The 16718-nt window shown below is 45.6% G+C and carries 11 protein-coding genes; 3 read left to right on the forward strand and 8 right to left on the reverse strand.

The window, feature by feature from the left end; translation table 11 throughout:
* Positions 1-34: 34 nt before the first annotated feature.
* From truA to FLAVO9R_RS12650, 5 genes are all read right to left on the reverse strand, one after another.
* Complete coding sequence (gene truA, locus FLAVO9R_RS12630) at positions 35-826, reverse strand: tRNA pseudouridine(38-40) synthase TruA (RefSeq protein WP_159531827.1); 792 nt, start codon at positions 824-826, stop codon at positions 35-37.
* Between the two features lie 61 nt (positions 827-887).
* Positions 888-5783 (reverse strand): FimV/HubP family polar landmark protein, encoded by a 4896-nt coding sequence (locus tag FLAVO9R_RS12635; protein ID WP_159531829.1) that lies wholly within the window; start codon positions 5781-5783, stop codon positions 888-890.
* 422 nt (positions 5784-6205) lie between these two features.
* Positions 6206-7222 (reverse strand): aspartate-semialdehyde dehydrogenase, encoded by a 1017-nt coding sequence (locus FLAVO9R_RS12640; protein WP_159531840.1) that lies wholly within the window; start codon positions 7220-7222, stop codon positions 6206-6208.
* Between the two features lie 59 nt (positions 7223-7281).
* Positions 7282-8481 carry a 4-phosphoerythronate dehydrogenase gene (locus FLAVO9R_RS12645; protein WP_159531842.1) on the reverse strand — a complete coding sequence of 400 codons (1200 nt, stop codon included), beginning with the start codon at positions 8479-8481 and terminating at the stop codon, positions 7282-7284.
* Positions 8482-8562: 81 nt separating this feature from the next.
* On the reverse strand, positions 8563-9318 hold the full coding sequence (locus tag FLAVO9R_RS12650; RefSeq protein ID WP_159531844.1) for a class II aldolase/adducin family protein: 756 nt from the start codon (positions 9316-9318) through the stop codon (positions 8563-8565).
* Positions 9319-9390: 72 nt separating this feature from the next.
* On the opposite strand from FLAVO9R_RS12650, the gene FLAVO9R_RS12655 reads away from it, so the two are divergent.
* Positions 9391-10095 (forward strand): Crp/Fnr family transcriptional regulator, encoded by a 705-nt coding sequence (locus FLAVO9R_RS12655; protein ID WP_159531846.1) that lies wholly within the window; start codon positions 9391-9393, stop codon positions 10093-10095.
* 124 nt (positions 10096-10219) lie between these two features.
* Here FLAVO9R_RS12655 and fabB read toward each other — a convergent pair whose 3' ends face one another.
* Entirely contained in the window at positions 10220-11434 is a 1215-nt protein-coding gene (gene fabB / locus FLAVO9R_RS12660; RefSeq protein ID WP_159531848.1) for a beta-ketoacyl-ACP synthase I, read from the reverse strand.
* Positions 11435-11895: 461 nt separating this feature from the next.
* Between fabB and FLAVO9R_RS12665 the strand changes: the two genes are divergently transcribed.
* Both FLAVO9R_RS12665 and mnmC read left to right on the forward strand, forming a co-directional pair.
* Positions 11896-12915: a GGDEF domain-containing protein gene (locus FLAVO9R_RS12665; RefSeq protein ID WP_159531850.1), complete on the forward strand. Its 1020-nt coding sequence runs from the start codon at positions 11896-11898 to the stop codon at positions 12913-12915.
* A 36-nt stretch (positions 12916-12951) separates the two neighbouring features.
* Positions 12952-15078, forward strand: coding sequence for a bifunctional tRNA (5-methylaminomethyl-2-thiouridine)(34)-methyltransferase MnmD/FAD-dependent 5-carboxymethylaminomethyl-2-thiouridine(34) oxidoreductase MnmC (gene mnmC, locus FLAVO9R_RS12670; protein WP_159531852.1), 2127 nt, complete (start codon positions 12952-12954; stop codon positions 15076-15078).
* A gap of 155 nt (positions 15079-15233) precedes the next feature.
* Here mnmC and FLAVO9R_RS12675 read toward each other — a convergent pair whose 3' ends face one another.
* Together FLAVO9R_RS12675 and FLAVO9R_RS12680 are read right to left on the reverse strand one after the other, a co-directional pair.
* The gene (locus tag FLAVO9R_RS12675) at positions 15234-15950 is read right to left on the reverse strand and encodes a FlgO family outer membrane protein (RefSeq protein WP_159531854.1); all 717 of its coding nucleotides are present in this window, start codon (positions 15948-15950) and stop codon (positions 15234-15236) included.
* Between the two features lie 2 nt (positions 15951-15952).
* Positions 15953-16717, reverse strand: coding sequence for a FlgO family outer membrane protein (locus FLAVO9R_RS12680; RefSeq protein ID WP_159531856.1), 765 nt, complete (start codon positions 16715-16717; stop codon positions 15953-15955).
* Between the last annotated feature and the right edge of the window lies 1 nt (position 16718).

The following is a 16718-nucleotide window of genomic DNA, read 5'->3' on the forward strand; positions in this document are numbered from 1 at the left end:
GTTGAACGGTAACCCATTGCTACCGTTCACGCTCTTAAGATTCTGGAAGAAAAAGAGGCCCTAGAGATGATTTTGGTATACCGAAGTGCTCAGGGTAAGTCACATCTACCAAATACAACCCATTAGGTTTGGCGGTGGTAGCGGCTTTTGCACGGTCTTTTAGGGTAAGTAGATGCGCCATCCAATCGACAGGTTGCTCTCCTGCCCCAATGCAAAGCAGTGAACCCGTGATGTTACGTACCATATGATGCAAAAACGCATTCGCACGGATATCTAACACCACATAACGACCTTGCCTATGTACACTCACGCTACTTACGGTTCGGTGAGGCGTTTTGCTTTGGCACAGCGAAGCCCTGAATGTAGTGAAATCGTGCTCCCCTACCAGCGCCTGTGCGGCTTCATGCATTTTTTCTGCGTCTAACTCGCGGTATTCGTGAGTAACACCATTGTGCAGGATAGCAGGTCGCATACGGGAGTTATAAATAACGTAGCGATAACGACGATGGGTAGCCGAAAAGCGGGCATGAAAATCATCAGAGACAGGTTTGGCCCAGGTTACGGCGATCGTGTCAGGCATGTTAGCGTTTATACCGAGTGTCCAAGCACGCTCTGGACGCTCTACATCGCTGTCAAAATGGACTATCTGGCCAGTTGCATGTACACCAGCATCGGTGCGACCAGCACAAAATACTATAATAGGCTTATTTGCGATAACGGTGAGTGCTTTCTCTAGGTATTCTTGCACGCTAGCCACGTCTTTTTGACGTTGCCAACCATGTACCGATGCACCATCATACTCGATGCCTAAGGCGATTCGCCCCATGTTTCAAACACCTCTAAATAGAAAAGCCGCTAAGTGTAGTCATACCGCACTCAACATGCAATTAACTGATGGATTTTAAAATACCTTCAGCTTCTTGCTTTTGCTCTTCACTACCCAGATTCATCACATCTTCGAGTAATTCCTTCGCAGCAACGATATCATCCATTTCTAGATAAACCCGTGCGAGGTCGAGGTTCGCGTTTTGCCCAGCATCTTTATCAATATCAATGACGTCATCGGCATCATTAACACCGGTGAAATCAGAAAGGCTTACATCTAAATCAAGTTCTGCACTGTCTGGATCTATCTCGTTATCTTCGCCATCATCCATGAGCGCTTCCACATCCAAGAAATCTTCTGGCGGTGTACGTGGTTCGGTTTCAGCATCGCGCTCCACATCGTTTAATAGTGCACTTAAATCTAAGTCTGGGTTGTCGAGCTTAAGTTCAGGCTCGGGGCCTTCTTCAAGATTTAGGCTCTCTGCCGATTCAGCGGTATTCGCTTCAATACTTGGTTCATCTTCTTGCTCTGATTCGATGCTTTGCAGCAATTCATCAAATTCTGCACCATCTAAATCGTCAAATATCTCTTCTTGTTCTGATTCTTCAGTTCCCGACAACCAGTCATCTAATCCTGGCACATCTTCTAGCTCGTCGAAGTCGCTAGGATCTTTTTCATCGGTAGAAGGGTCTACATTCGCTAAGGGCTCTTCATTGGCTAAAGGCTCTGCCACCAAGCCATCGACTTCATGCTCTAATTCAAATTCATCAATTTCATCGAATGCGCTATCAAGAATACTGTCATCGTAATCGTTGCTTTCGGCCTCTGGCTCTGGCTCTGGCTCTGGCTCTTCAACATCATCGCTCGATTCACCAAATGTAGGAATATCATCCATCATTTGTTTATCAAACGCCGCCAATGCATCATCAAGTGGATCAGCTTCGGCTTCGGCTTCGGCTTCGGCTTCGGCTTCGGCTTCGGCTTCGGCTTCGGCTTCGGCTTCGGCTTCGGCTTCGGCTTCGGCTTCGGCAAGACGTTCATCAGCATCGGGCTCGATGTCAAAGTTATCTTCTAAGTTATCTTCATTAATTTCATCAACTTGAGGCTCATCTGGCGCAACCTCTAGGCCCGCTTCAATGTCAGAATCAAGCTCAGAAAGTAAGTCCTCAGTCAGTAACTCGTCTTCATCACTGTCGTTTTCTACATCGCTGTCGTTTTCTACATCGCTGTCGCTTTCTTCATCGCTGTCGCTTTCTTCGTCGCTGTCGCTTTCTTCATCGCTGTCGCTTTCTTCGTCGCGGTCGCTTTCTACATCGCTGTTGCTTTCTTCATCGCTGTCGCTTTCTACATCGCTGTTGCTTTCTTCGTCGCTGTGGGCACCGTCTACTTCTACACTTTCGGGTTCAGCAGATTCGAGAGCATCGTCCCTGTCATCATCATCATCATCATCATCATCATCAAAGTCTAGCTGAGCTTCAGCTGGCGGTGCTTCATCTAATACTTCGTCTTCATTAAACCCGTCAATGTCATCTTCTGACTCGGCTTCTTCTAACGAGGCTATATCTTGTATTTCTGCATCTGGATCATCAATGACTTGCTCAGCGGAACCTAAAGATTCAAGTTCGTCTGACGGCTCATCATCGCTTAAATCCAATTCATCAGTACCTGATTCGTCTGTTTCTGATTCGTCTGTTTCTGATTCGTCTGAAACTGACTCATCTGCATTTTCGTCTGCTGGAAGCGGCTTATCAACACCAAGCTCAACCTCTGAATCACTATCGGCGTGACTGGCCGCTAACAATTCATCTGCTAAAGCATCGTGAGTTTCACTTTCACCGTCGCTTTTAGGCTGCACAGCGTCATCACTGGGGAGGGGCTCTTGTTCTAGTTCCGCCGGTGCTTCTGCTGGCTCTTCTGATGACTCTTCTGGTGACTCTGCTGGCTCCTGTACTGTTAACCCAGCATCCTCTATCGCTTCTTCGATAGGCGTATCGATTTCATCTTGCCCATCGGCGTTATCTTCATCTTCAGGCGTAATTTCTGCTGGAGTATCTTCCAGCGCTTCATCTAGTTCGGCAAATTCTGACTCTGTTGCTGGTGCAGCGTCATCAGATTCGTCTGATGCAAGCTCTTCATCGGTGGGGTTTGTTTCAACTGGCAGTTCTTCGGCAGCCGCATCATCTACATTGTCTAGTGCTAATTCTTCGGGCTCTGGTGCTAGTGCAGCGACCTCAAGTTCTTCGTCAGCAAGCGCTTCATCAACAGGTGCTTCGCCAGCCTCGTCAGAATCTGTCGTTTCTTGCTGCTCGATTTCACTGTCTGTGTTTACAGTTTCAAAGGTATCATTTTCAACGACTTCATTCTCTAGCGCATCGGTTTCATCGCTCAGGTCGTCAATTGATAGTGTTTCATCATTATCTAACGGCGCATCGGACGGAGCTTCTTCGATGTCGCTGTCGATATCAGCTTCAAGTTCAGCGAGAAGCTCATCTGCAAGCGCATCGCCGGAATTTGTGTCTTCATCTGATTCAATATCTGCTTCTAGCTCAGCGAGTAAATCATCGGTAAGCGGATCATCAATGTCACTGTCGGCCTCAGAGTTTTCAGCAACTACAGGGTTTTCTTCTGGGGAGTCATGAGGCGCTTCATCTGGCTGATTTTCAGCTTCTAGCTCTGCTAATAAGTCATCAGTAAGCGGGTCATCAAAATCGCCATTCTCGTCGAAGGCAGGCGCAGCTTCATCTGCTGCTTCGGGCGCTAACGCATCATCTTCCGACTCGATACCCGCTTCGAGCTCTGCGAGCAAATCGTCGGTTAACGGATCGTCAAAATCAGCATTTTCATTGTCTGATTCACCATCCATCTCAGCGTCCGCTGATTCAGGCTCAACATCGTCATCATCCGATTCAATGTCTGCTTCAAGCTCGGCCAGTAAGTCATCTGTAACAGGGTCAGAAAAATCATCATCTGCGGATTCTTCTACCTCAGAATCAGTCTCTTCCTCAGATGCATTCTCATCGAATCCTAGCTCTTCTTCGCTTTCAGCCTGCAATTCGGAAATTAAGTCATCCGACAATGGATCAGAGAAATCCTCTGCATTCTCCATGTCTTCAACATCAATTTCTTCTAAGTCGCCAGTAATACTGTCTAGGCTTTGAATAGCTTGTGGTGAAGGTGCTGATGCAACAGACTCTATTGCATCCTCTTCGCTTTCGCTGTCTTCGTCGCCTTCATCTAGGCCACCCATCATTTCGATTTGCTCAATCTCGTTGAGCAAATCATCGGTAATTCGATCGAGTTCTTGATTCTGCTGATTAATTTCATCATCAAGCTTATCAATCATTTCTTCATTGATAAGTTCATCTTTACTGTCTAATTCATCAAGCAGCGTGGGCTCTGGTGCATTTTGTTCAAGCAAATCATCAATACTGATTTCAGGCGTTTCGTCTTCGTCATCCACACTGGGTAAGGTGGCAATATCCTCTTCGCTTTCATTCGAAGCTGATTGTGCTGCTTCGAAAATGTCGTCTACTTCGTCACTCGTGGCAGTTTCAGCCATTGCACCATCTAAAATATCATCGATATCAAAGTCGTCATCTAAGGCATCGGGTTCAGACGCATCTGGCGCTTCTTCAATATCGTTTTCATCTTGTGCTTCGCCTACACCTAGGTCTGTATCAAGCTCGGTATCAAGTGAATCATCGTCATCACCAGATAAATCAAACCCTTCTAAACTGTTATTGTCATCTTCACTGAGCTTATCGGACAAATCATCATCATCGAACAAACTGTCGAGCTCATTCTGATCGAGTTCATCGCTGCCCGACTCAAATAAATCATCGGTATCATCTTCCGGCACCAGCATGTCATCGTCGAGGTCGCCAAAGGTTTCTAAATCATCATCAAGGCTTTCTTCTAACTCAGACGTAAGCACATCATCAAGCAAGTCGTCGTCGTTAAACAGATCGTCATCCGTCAACTCCATGCTATCGCCAAGATCTGGCTCCAGCGCATTGGCCAAATCGGCCATGTCAGTATCGGGCACTGGCACATCATCAGAAACTTCTTGAACTTCTGGTGTTTGTGTAGCTTCTGCCGGTTTACGTTTCAATAACCAAGCAATCAGTCCGCCGACCAACAATAAGGTAATAATGCCGGAGCCTATAATGAGAAGCATTGGGCTAGAAAGCGAACTCCACATCGAGTTTTGTTTTTCCGCTTCTCGCTGCATTTGCTCGGCTCTCATCATCTCGAGCAACTCTTGTTGCAGCGCAACTTGCGTATCTATTTGTGTTTTAACATCACCTTCAACCTGATTACGAAGCTCTTGAAGTTCACCGTTAACCTCGTCTACCCGCTCATACAGTTTGCGATTTTCATTTAATAAAGCTTCTACGTTTTCTAATGACGCAGCAAATTGCATCCGAAGTTCATCAAACTGACGGGTTTGCTCTTGGTCTAAACGCGTAATTTTTTGTTCAATATTGGATTGGGTTTGGCTTAAATCGTTTTGATTCACCAAAGGCGCAGGCGGTTTGATATTTCGTACGCTGCTACCAGGTTTGTTTAGCAACTCAGCAAAGGTTCGCTCGTCACTTTCTGCGCGTATTTGTGCTTGCCTAGCATCGATACGAGAAATATACCGTTCTGATGGCAATTTCAGTACTGAACCATCAACCAGTAAATTTAAGTTCTGCTGTTCAAATGCATTGGGGTTTAGTTCATAAATAGCTGACATAACCTGATAAACCGACAGGTTATTATTTTGGCGATAGCGCTCGGCTATACGCCAAAGAGTATCTTGAGAATCAATGGGGCCGTATTCTAATCCAGAATACTGGCTGGTCGCGTTCTTGGGCCCTTTCAGCAGGGTAGCGCGTTCCTGTGCATCGACATTATTGTGGGGGGCTAGTAAACATAAAGTAAGTAAAACTAAGCCCGTCAAATGCAATTTCATAGCAATCCTATATGCCCTCAAGCGTCAACACCACCAAGTGTCATGGTGGAGATTCGTAGCTAAACCTCTTCTAATTTGCACTTAAATGCTGCAAACGGGTTCAGCTTTTTATTCTTATCATTTGATAGCGCCTGCGCACGAATGAAAATGCCCTATCAATACAGATTTTCTACATTGCTTACCGCTATTTTTAACCTTCGCTGATGTATTGACAACACCACTTGGGTCGACGGTATTTGTAATCTGGTTTAAGAAACTATAAACCAGTTATTAAAGGCAATCTAGTTAGCCCTTCTGTTTTCGGTATCTATTTGTTGAATATCGATATAACTGCTTATCGGCCGAGCAAGCAAAATGTTTACTTACTCGGCGAAATCAATGTTAAATGCCCTAATTTGGGTTTTGCCTACTTAGCCCTATGATTACATGTAATCGCGAATTAAGGTTTCAGCAATTTGAATACTGTTTGTCGCCGCACCTTTACGGATATTATCTGACACAACCCAAAGGTTAAGACCACAAGGGTGAGTAATATCGTTTCGAATACGCCCAACATGGACCATATCATTGCCGCTGGCACTGCTTACCTGGGTAGGAAACTGATCGGCAGCATCATAAACTTTTACGCCTGGTGCATCAGCAAGTAATTGCTTAACCTGTTCAGCATCAATTGGAGCGCGAGTTTCTAAGTGAATGGCTTCACCATGCCCGTAAAATACTGGCACTCTTACTGCCGTTGCATTAACCAAGATGCTGTCATCGCCCATAATTTTTTGTGTTTCCCACACCATTTTCATTTCTTCTTTGGTGTAGTCATTGTCTTGAAACGCATCAATCTGAGGAATAACGTTAAAGGCGATTTGACGGCTAAACGCTTTTGTTTCTAGCTCTCGCGCGTTTAGCAGGCTAGCAGTTTGCTTCACCAGCTCTTCCATCGCTTCTTTTCCTGCACCAGATACAGACTGATACGAACTTACGTTAATACGATCAATACCCACAGCATCGTGTATTGGTTTCAACGCCACCATCATTTGAATGGTTGAACAATTAGGGTTGGCAATAATGTTTCTATTGCGAAAATCAGCCAGTACATGGGCATTAACTTCTGGCACGACAAGCGGAATGTCTGGCTCGTACCTAAATTCAGACGTGTTATCGATAACGATACACCCTGCATCAGCGGCACGTGGCGCAAACTCAGCAGAAATACTGCCGCCTGCAGAGAAAAAGCCAAATTGTACCAACGACCAATCGAACGTATCTGCATCCAACACTTCTACATCTTCGCCCTTGAAGCTAATACTGGTTCCCGCTGAACGTTTGCTGGCTAGTGGATATAAACGATTTACTGGAAAGCCACGCTCTGCCAGTAGTTCTATCATGGTTTGCCCAACTAGACCGGTCGCGCCTAATACGGCAACGTCAAAGGCTTGTGACATAAGTGTTGTTTCTCCTGCTAATAGTGTTGCTTAAAAATAGAAGACGTTAGGCTGGCAAGCTAGGCTTGCAACAAAAAGCCTAACCCTCTCAATTGCTGTTTAATTTCATCTGATGTGTTACTGGGCAATATCAGCGTATACGCACTGCATTCCCGTCTTACCCGATAGCTTTTGCGCATAGTAGCAAAGGTGTGGCTAATGCAGGCAGAAATTTTTTCGCTATTCGCACTTTCACTTTTCTGCCTCGATACATCCCCTACCCCTTCTCGAAATGCTTTATCGTCAACACGCAAGCTATAAACTTTTAGCATTAAGCCTATTAAATCTTGTTTCGACAATGTGGAAGCTGATGCTGAGGTCAATTCTACTTCTATGGGTTCAACAGCGGATAAATATTCGCCGAGAGTTTTAGTACAAGGTTCTTTCAGCAAATTGCATATTTGTTCGTAAACATACTGAGTACCTCGCACTTTACCCTCTACTGAATGCCCCGCAATATGAGGTGTCATAAGCCAACAATATTGCAATAGTTCAAGATTGATGGCGGGCTCATTTTCAAACACATCTAACACCACCGAGGGCGCGTTTGGTTGTTTCAGCCGATTTAACAAAGCCTGTTCATCAATCACCTCACCACGACATGCATTGATAAGCAACTGATTACTCCCTAGTTGCCCTAGCACATCAGCATTAATCAACTTACCCGTGGCATGGTTGCCTGTCTTCACATAGGGCACATGAAGCGTGATCACATCACAATCGATAATGTCTTGAAAACCAACAAAACTGCGTGGGTCATCCGACTCATTTAATGGGGGATCGCACAACTTATATTCAATGTTCAATGCCGCTAATCGTTTAGCCAAGGCCGTGCCTACATGTCCTGCCCCCACTATACCCACGGTAATAGCATTAATGTCTATCTTACCTGCTTGGTCAGCCAAAAATAATGCGCTAAGTACATATTCGGCCACGGCAACGGCGTTACAACCGCCCGCGGAATTCCAGCTGATCCCCTGACTATTAAGCCAGGTTTTATCCATGTGGTTAGTGCCAGAGGTGGCAGTGGTAACGAACTGGAGTTGCGACGCTTGGCTAAGCAAGGCTTCATTGACTTTGGTAGTGGAACGCACAGCCAAGATATCTACGTTTTTGATATCTTCCGGAGTAAGGGTTTGCCATGCATAACTGCTAACATCGCCTAAGCCGCTGAAGTATTCACGGCCTAAAGGAATTGTATCTTCAAAGAGTATTTTCATGATGCTAAGTTTACCTCAATCCTTTGGATTAGTAACCTTGAGCACCATGAATCAATACAGTTTTTTAGTCTACTTTAGCGCTTATTTGTCGAAACCAGGGAATCGTCGGGCAACCCGCCGCTTAATTCCTGGCCACGCTAGGCTTCCCCCCGCTTGTTTTGTAACTTCAGACGCTTGTGCGCGGATCCCTTGCAAAATAGCAGAATGAATAGGGATTAACTTCTGGCCTGTGGCCTGAGCTTTTAACTGGATTTCGCAAGCTCGCTGAAAAATGAACATAAACAAAAACGCATCGGGAATGGTGTCGGCACAGGTAAGCAAGCCGTGATTCCGTAAAATCATAAATTGTGTCTCACCCAAATCGCGTACTAGGCGCGCTTTCTCATCAGGGTTCAAGGCTACGCCTTCATAGGCATGATAAGACAAAGAGGCTAACGGAAACAAAGACTGCTGTGAGTACGCTTGTAATCCTTCCTCTAATACTGAAAGTGCAACCCCTTCAGTAGTATGCAAATGCATCACGCACTTCGCATCGTCTCTAGCTTCGTGCACCGCACTGTGAATAGTAAAGCCCGCGGGGTTGATGTCGTACTCACTTTCCATGACCTTGTTGCCATGTAAGTCTACCTTCACCAAGCTTGACGCTGTGACTTCATCAAACATCATGCCGTAAGGGTTTATCAAAAAATGATGCTCGGGCCCTGGCACTCTTGCAGATATATGGGTAAAAATTAAATCATCCCAACCGTACATGGCCACTGCACGATAGCACGCCGCTAGATCCACACGGGTTTGCCACTCTTGTTCACTCACCTGTGCTTTGACTTCTGAATTCATAATTCATCTCCTACATTTTTTTCTACCTTACGCCTAATTTACAGGCTAAACTGTCGGATAAACGACACTGTAATGAAAATGTTAACTCAAGAATACTCAACCGTTTTAACCAGCTCAATGTGGTTTTCTTCACTCCCTGAAAACTTGCAGTGCGCCTTGCTTGCTAAGGTACGTATTCGTCATTTAAAAGTAGGTCAACAACTGCATGCTAAAGGCGAGGAAGGCATTGGTTTTTATGGCGTATGCGAAGGCCGCCTGCGTGTAATGAATATTGGTGCTAATGGCAAGGAAATGCTGTTTGCATTGCTTGGGCCTGGCACGTGGTTTGGTGAAATTTCTCTTTTCGACGATTTACCCCGCACTCACAATAGTGTGTGTGAAATCGATACTGTGATTGCGGTTATCCCAAAAGGTGCGTTTAACGCAGTATTAAAGGCTCACCCTGAGCTTTACCCACACTTTGCCCGCCTGCTGTGTTCAAGAGTAAGAAGTGCATTTCAATTTATCGATTCCAGCGCTGGGCTAAACTTACAACACCAGTTAATTAAGCGCCTACTGATGCTAACCACCAGTTACGGCCAGCATCTCCCCCAAGACAACGCTATTACCTTAACGTTATCGCAAGAATCTTTAGCGCAAATGATAAACAGTAGCCGACAAACGGTGAACCAACTCTTAGGCGACTTGCAAAGCCAAGGATTACTGCATTTACATTATGGAAAAATAACCATCAGTCGACCAAAGGCTTTGTTCGCGCTGCTTGTAGATGAGGCGTGATAGTTAGATAGTCACAGGTACGAACGGCAAGATAGCAGGTGAAAACTACTAACTCGATGGGGAAAATCAAGCTCCCCATCAAGTATATCAACAAGTCCGATACGAACTTGCTTATCGTTATAGTCTAGCCTTGGTAGCGCTGCATCACTAACGTTGCGTTAGTACCGCCAAAACCAAAACTATTAGACATAACCGTGTTCAACGTTGCTTCACGTGCTTGTGTGACAATGTCGAGACCAGCGGCGGCATCGTCTAGCGTGTCGATGTTAATTGATGGCGCAATAAAATTATTTTCCATCATTAACAAGCTATAGATAGCTTCGTTAACGCCAGCTGCACCTAATGCATGACCCGTTAGTGATTTTGTTGCACTAATTGGCACACCAGATTGGCCGAATACTTCCTGTATAGCCGCCAGTTCTTTCACATCTCCTACAGGTGTTGAAGTACCGTGGGTGTTCAAGTAGTCGATGGGTGCAGATACATTCTGCATGGCCATTTTCATGCAACGGATTGCGCCTTCGCCTGATGGTGCTACCATGTCGAAGCCATCAGAAGTTGCGCCGTAGCCAACCACTTCACCATAGATTTTTGCGCCACGGGCTAATGCGTGCTCAAGCTCTTCAACCACAACCATACCGCCGCCGCCAGAGCTAACAAAGCCATCGCGTGCTGCATCATAAGTACGTGATGCTACTGAAGGGTTGTCGTTATATTTAGAACTCAGTGCGCCCATGGCGTCGAACTGACTTGACAGTGCCCAGTGCAATTCTTCACCGCCACCTGCAAATACAACGTCTTGCTTACCCAGTTGAATAAGCTCCATGGCATTACCAATACAATGAGCACTGGTTGCACATGCCGACGCAATTGAGTAGTTCACACCGCGAATTTTAAACGGCGTGGCAAGGCATGCTGAAACCGTAGACGCCATACAACGAGGAACCATGTACGGCCCCACACGTTTTACGCCTTTTTCACGCAGAATGTCTGCCGAAAGTACTTGGTTTTCAGAAGACGCGCCGCCAGAGCCAGCAATAATGCCGGTGCGATCGTTAGAAATGTCGCTGTCTTCAAGGCCTGAATCTTCAATGGCTTGTTGCATTGCAACATAAGCATAGGCCGCCGCATCACCCATAAACCGCATAGCTTTACGGTCGATGTGCTCTTTAAGGTCGATATCGATATTACCCCACACTTGGCTTCTTAGGCCCATCTCAGCGAACTGCTCAGAGTGTGTAATACCTGACTTACCTGCTTGCAATGAAGCAAGTACATCTTGTTTATTGACGCCGATACTTGAAACAATTCCAAGACCGGTGATAACTGCTCTTCTCATAGTTTACCCTTTGCGTTGATGCGGCTATGGTAACGATTTTGATTGGTAAAGTGGTCTGCTTTGCAGCTTAAGACCCAGCACTTCACTTTTTCTAACCGCATCCTGATGCATTTGCTTTAATTATTTTTGCGCCACGTGAATTGCTTCAATCAATGTATCATGAAAGGCACATTCAAATACTAGAAGAAAATAGCAAGTTCACAAAAGCTTCACTAAATTTTTAAGCAGTTCATTCGGTCTATGGCAAGGCAACTGTATTGATGGGTATCGATATAGTTGTTTAACTTCACAAAACTGCTCACATCTCTTATCCATTCGTCTATCTTTAACAATTAAGATAAACTCTTTGAATCAATTCAGATAAAATTGTGTACTATCACTATTCACCAGCGCGTTCTACTGCGTGCAGTTCTTATAACATAAAAATCTTTAGTAAAATTTGTGCGGGAATACACATCACCATGGCCACTTCTAACTTCTGGGGCAACGAACTTGAGTTTCGTCGTACGGTATTAAGAGTTGTTCTACTTGTTATCATTGTTGCAGGTGTCATTTTTACTATCAATAACTGGATTGTAGGCCACAAAGTATTGGCCTTTGTTGAGTTGCTGGTTGTCTTTCTTTCCCTCGCTATTCTAGCGATTCATAAAAAGACACCGAACTTAAAATTATGGTCTTCCGTATTTTTATTCGCCCTGTATACGGTTATTCTTATTGGCATTCTTTCTGCCTCATTTACCTCAGCACTGTACAGTTGGCTATTCATTGTGCCAGTTCTTTCCTATTTGCTGTTGGGTACCAAATTAGGCACCATCTACTCTGTCTTATATGTATTTTCAGGCTGCAGTATTCTGACATACCGACATATCGTGCATAACCCCGACACGCCTGTCATTGCCATTGTAAACATTGCGCTAACCCTGACTGCTATTTGGGCGTTATCGTATACCTACGAGCAAAAGCGGGCTCAAACCGTGAAGCGGTTGCAGGAAATGGCATCATTAGACCCGCTTACAGGGCTGAACAACCGCTTGCTTCTAGGCTCTATTTTCGACATGCTCTGCGAAACATTGCCCGAGAAACAAAAAAATGTATCTATGGTGTTAGTCGATCTTGATCATTTTAAGAAGGTGAACGACAAATATGGTCATGGCGTGGGCGATGCAGTACTTGTTGACGTATCTCGTATTATCAATAGTATGCGCAGACGAAACGATTGGGCTTTTCGATTCGGCGGCGAAGAGTTTTGTTTACTTATACCCGATGTTACGCCTTCTCAAGCACATAGCATTGCAGAGCGCTTACGGCATTCAGTTGAACACACGTTAAACGCAGAAGGCTTTGACGCTAAAATGACCGTAAGTATCGGCGTGGCCCGCTGGCCTGAAAATGGTCAAGCATTGTCTGAAATCTACAAGGTCGCCGACGAGAGGCTGTATAAAGCCAAAGAACAAGGTCGCAATCAGATAGTCTTTGAATAGTTAGTTATCAACCGCATAAAGAGTTAAATTACACCGGTGAAATCTCAACAAGCAAGCGTGCATTTCAATGAAAACGGCACGCCTGTCGCCGACCATTTTGGCGACGTATACTTTTCCAATGACAGTGGTATTAATGAAACCCAATATGTATTTATGGGTGGAAATAGCATTGTTGAACGTTGGCTGGCACATAGCAACCCTAGCTTTGTGATTGCTGAAACCGGCTTTGGCACTGGGCTTAACTTTCTGGTTGCCATGCAAGCGTTTAAACACTTTAGAAACGCCAATCCCAGCCACCCGCTTAAACAATTATTCTTTTTAAGTACGGAAAAATTCCCACTACCCAAACCAGATATGGAAAAGGCATTACTGGCATTTCCCGCTTTGAAAGAAGAAGCTGGCGCATTAAGTACGCGCTATCCTATGGAGCTAGATGGGTGCCATAGGCGTCATTTCGATGAATTTGATACCACGTTGGATTTGTGGATTGGGGATGTACACGATTTATTGCCTCAATGGCATAGCCCAACAGCTGGGCTGATTGATGCATGGTTTTTAGATGGCTTCGCCCCCAGTAAAAACCCTGACATGTGGGCCGACACGTTATTTGAGCAAATGGCGCGATTGTCTAAAGTAGGTGCTACTTTTGCCACCTTTACAGCGGCGGGTTTTGTAAAGCGCGGGTTGGCTACCGCTGGATTTACCGTATCAAAACGTAAAGGCTTTGGTAGAAAACGCGATATGTTGGTGGGTGTTTATGAAACAGAAGCCGCGTCGACATTAGCTGAAAAGCGTGCCTTCGAAGGCCCCTACTATCGTTACAATCAAGCTGCTATTGCTCCTAAAAGCCACGTTATTGTGGTGGGCAATGGCCTTGCGGCAGCAACGGTGACACTTTCTTTAGCCAAGCGTGGCATTAACGTTACGGTATGTCATGATCAAGAGGCTTTAGCCACAGGCGCATCGGGCAACCCACAAGGAGGTTTTTTCCCTCAGCTTCATTCCGAGGCCAGTATTGCCAGCCGTATCCAAGCGCATAGCTTTTTGTATGCTTCGCATATTTACCACACCTTGCTTGATGAGCAAGAAGATTCAACAAACGTTGCGTTGAAAAAAACGACTGTGGCATACGACTTTTGCGGTGTTGCGCAGCTTAACTTTAACGAGAAGGTCGCTGTTCGGCAGAAAAAACTGGTGGCTAATGGTGTATGGCCAGAGGCGTTAATCAAACCAATAAGCCCTGAGGCGCTATCGGAAAAAGCGAGCATCGCCTTACCTTATGATGGACTGTTTATAGAGCAAGGGGGCTGGATATCGCCACCTGACTTAGTGCGTGCGCTAATTGAGCAAGCAAAACAGTACGCAGATGTGACCGTATTATGTCACCATGAGTACCTTTCTCACACTGTATTGAATGACAGTGACAAAACATCATTATCGGATGCGCTTGCCCAAGCACACCACCTTGCCGTGGAGTTTAGTGTAACGGCGGGCATAGAGGATTCATCAAATAATAAGACCTTGTATGCTGATCATCTTATTTTGGCCACAGGTGCTGGTGCTGTGGGCAGTAGTGCCTTTGCTTCGTTACCGCTGCGCCCCGTGCGCGGGCAAGTAGAAGCCATTACTACTCAAGCGCCCATAAACGCATTAACCACTGTGATATGCCACAAAGGCTATATGACTCCAGCATTAAATAACCGCCATGCGCTTGGCTCAACCTACATCAAAAACGACCTATCTACAGAAGTACGAGCTCAGGAAAGTGAACAAAACCTGCAAACCCACCAGCAAGCCATGGCGAATACTGATGTTGTACAACAGCTCGAGCATGATGGCGAAGCAAGGGCTGCCACGCGGTTAGGTTCACCAGATCATCAACCTGTGTCTGGTATGCTTGCAGATTTTTCGGCACTTAAAACTCAATATGTTGGGTTGTCGTTAGGTAAGCCGCTTTATACCGCTGCCCCGTTGCCAGCAACTCCAGTAAGCACATTATGCTGCTTAGGGTCACGCGGCCTCACTACCGCGCCTTTAATGGCGGAATTATTAGCAAGCACGTTAACCCATGAGCCTTTGCCGCTAAACAATGATTTGTGCCAAGCGGTACATCCTGCACGGTTTATGGTGAGAGACTGTATACGAAATATCTTTGATGAATAGCGATGGCTTTTATCGCTATTTTTAAGCTGCAATTTTTTAAGCTGCAATAAAAAAGCGCAGTGCTGAACGCCTATTTTACTGGCCCACTTCAGACTGCGCTTTTTTGTTTAATTCGATTGTCACCGGCAGTTAGAAACTCACCGATGCGTAACCCGTTATTGTACTGGCACCTGCGCCGTTAAGCCTTTATTTAAATCGGTCACGATGAACGCGGGAATATAGATATTCGCACTGGCAACAACTTGCTTGTTTTGCATTGAAACAATACGGGCATTAATGCGAACGCCCCTGTCGTCTTCAATAATAGTGCCTGTCACTACATGGTCCATCGACACTTGCTTGGCCAGTGCATTCGCTTTGCGGCTTAATACAAAATCACCAAAGGGCGTTACTGTCACGCCACCAGCCATTTTAAAGTCAACAATGGCTAGCCCAAAATCTTGAAGTTCGGCAATAAGGTATTCAGAAAGTTGATTTCCTAACACCGTGCTATCGCCTAAAGATTCATTCAGGCGCACAAAGCTGGTCACCCCCACCATGTCTTGCTGAGTAAGGCGGGTTGCGTTATCCATTAAGTCCATCGCCAATTGCGATGCATAGTCATTTAAGCGTTTGTGGGTTTGTGAAGGAGAAAATCCTTGGTGCAATGGGTCTCTGTAGCCTGGGTCTACGGCAACATGCTGCTGGTATTCACGGTCGCGAGAGTCTGGGTGGTACTCAAGGCCTGATCCCCTTGGCACAGGAACAGGCTCAGCGGAGTGAGAAATTTCTCCGTCATCACCTAGCCAAAAAGAGCCGATTGATTCAGTACTGGTACACGCGGTGAGGTTAGCGACTAACCCCATTGCCAGCAAAGCAATAAGCCTTTTCATGATTAACCTCTACTTAATTTAACGCCATCACGCATGCCGTTCTTTTGGCTACCGTCGCTAGGGATCAACGCTTCTACCACATAAAATGGCACCAGCATTTGTGCACTCGCCACTACCGCGCGAGACTCTATGCCTAATATTCTGGCGTTAACTAACACGCCGCCTTGGTGTTTAGCCATGGTGCCCGTAAGTACGTAATCTATGGGTAAACTGCTGCTTAACTCTAAATAGTCGCGGCTAAGAACGAAGTCGCCACCGTCGGTAATACGAATGTAGTCTGTGGCTTTAAAATCGATAACGGGCACACGAAATTTATGTAACTCGTGAACAAATGATTCTGCCATTTGCTTACCAAGCAAATCCGTTTCTTGAAGATTGGTATCAATAAGCGCGAAATGCGTTACGCCTATAGGCGTTTTTTCATTCACATATTCCATGTTCGCGATAAGGTCTTGGGTCATATTTTTTACGTAATCACCAATATGCTTAGTTAGCGGTCGCCCTTTATAGGCCCCTTGAACACTCGAATAAAGTGTAGGTTGGCCCAAGGCGCCGAAAGCATCCATTCCCTCTTGCTCGTCTGACTGTTCGTCGTCTTCTTTTTGTGGTGAAGGACGGTCTATCGCCATAATATCTACTACATTCATGGCCGGTCGAGACGTTTCTTCAACTGCCACTTCTTCTTCGCCTAACATCATAGAGCAACCGCTCAGGGTTAACGTTGATATTGCTAGGATACATGCCGTGCATTTAAATAGTGCGTTCATC

It is taken from the genome of Alteromonas sp. 38, from assembly GCF_902506055.1.
In the GTDB taxonomy this organism is placed as follows: Bacteria; Pseudomonadota; Gammaproteobacteria; order Enterobacterales; family Alteromonadaceae; genus Alteromonas; species Alteromonas lipotrueae.

What these genes read in the sequence shown, in the direction of transcription:
- FLAVO9R_RS12680 (WP_159531856.1), bottom strand. Translation starts at nt 16,717, where the DNA reads ATGAACGCACTATTTAAATGCACGGCATGTATCCTAGCAATATCAACG.
- truA (WP_159531827.1), bottom strand. Translation starts at nt 826, where the DNA reads ATGGGGCGAATCGCCTTAGGCATCGAGTATGATGGTGCATCGGTACAT.
- FLAVO9R_RS12640 (WP_159531840.1), bottom strand. Translation starts at nt 7,222, where the DNA reads ATGTCACAAGCCTTTGACGTTGCCGTATTAGGCGCGACCGGTCTAGTT.
- FLAVO9R_RS12655 (WP_159531846.1), top strand. Translation starts at nt 9,391, where the DNA reads ATGAAAATGTTAACTCAAGAATACTCAACCGTTTTAACCAGCTCAATG.
- FLAVO9R_RS12675 (WP_159531854.1), bottom strand. Translation starts at nt 15,950, where the DNA reads ATGAAAAGGCTTATTGCTTTGCTGGCAATGGGGTTAGTCGCTAACCTC.
- fabB (WP_159531848.1), bottom strand. Translation starts at nt 11,434, where the DNA reads ATGAGAAGAGCAGTTATCACCGGTCTTGGAATTGTTTCAAGTATCGGC.
- FLAVO9R_RS12650 (WP_159531844.1), bottom strand. Translation starts at nt 9,318, where the DNA reads ATGAATTCAGAAGTCAAAGCACAGGTGAGTGAACAAGAGTGGCAAACC.
- FLAVO9R_RS12645 (WP_159531842.1), bottom strand. Translation starts at nt 8,481, where the DNA reads ATGAAAATACTCTTTGAAGATACAATTCCTTTAGGCCGTGAATACTTC.
- FLAVO9R_RS12635 (WP_159531829.1), bottom strand. Translation starts at nt 5,783, where the DNA reads ATGAAATTGCATTTGACGGGCTTAGTTTTACTTACTTTATGTTTACTA.
- FLAVO9R_RS12665 (WP_159531850.1), top strand. Translation starts at nt 11,896, where the DNA reads ATGGCCACTTCTAACTTCTGGGGCAACGAACTTGAGTTTCGTCGTACG.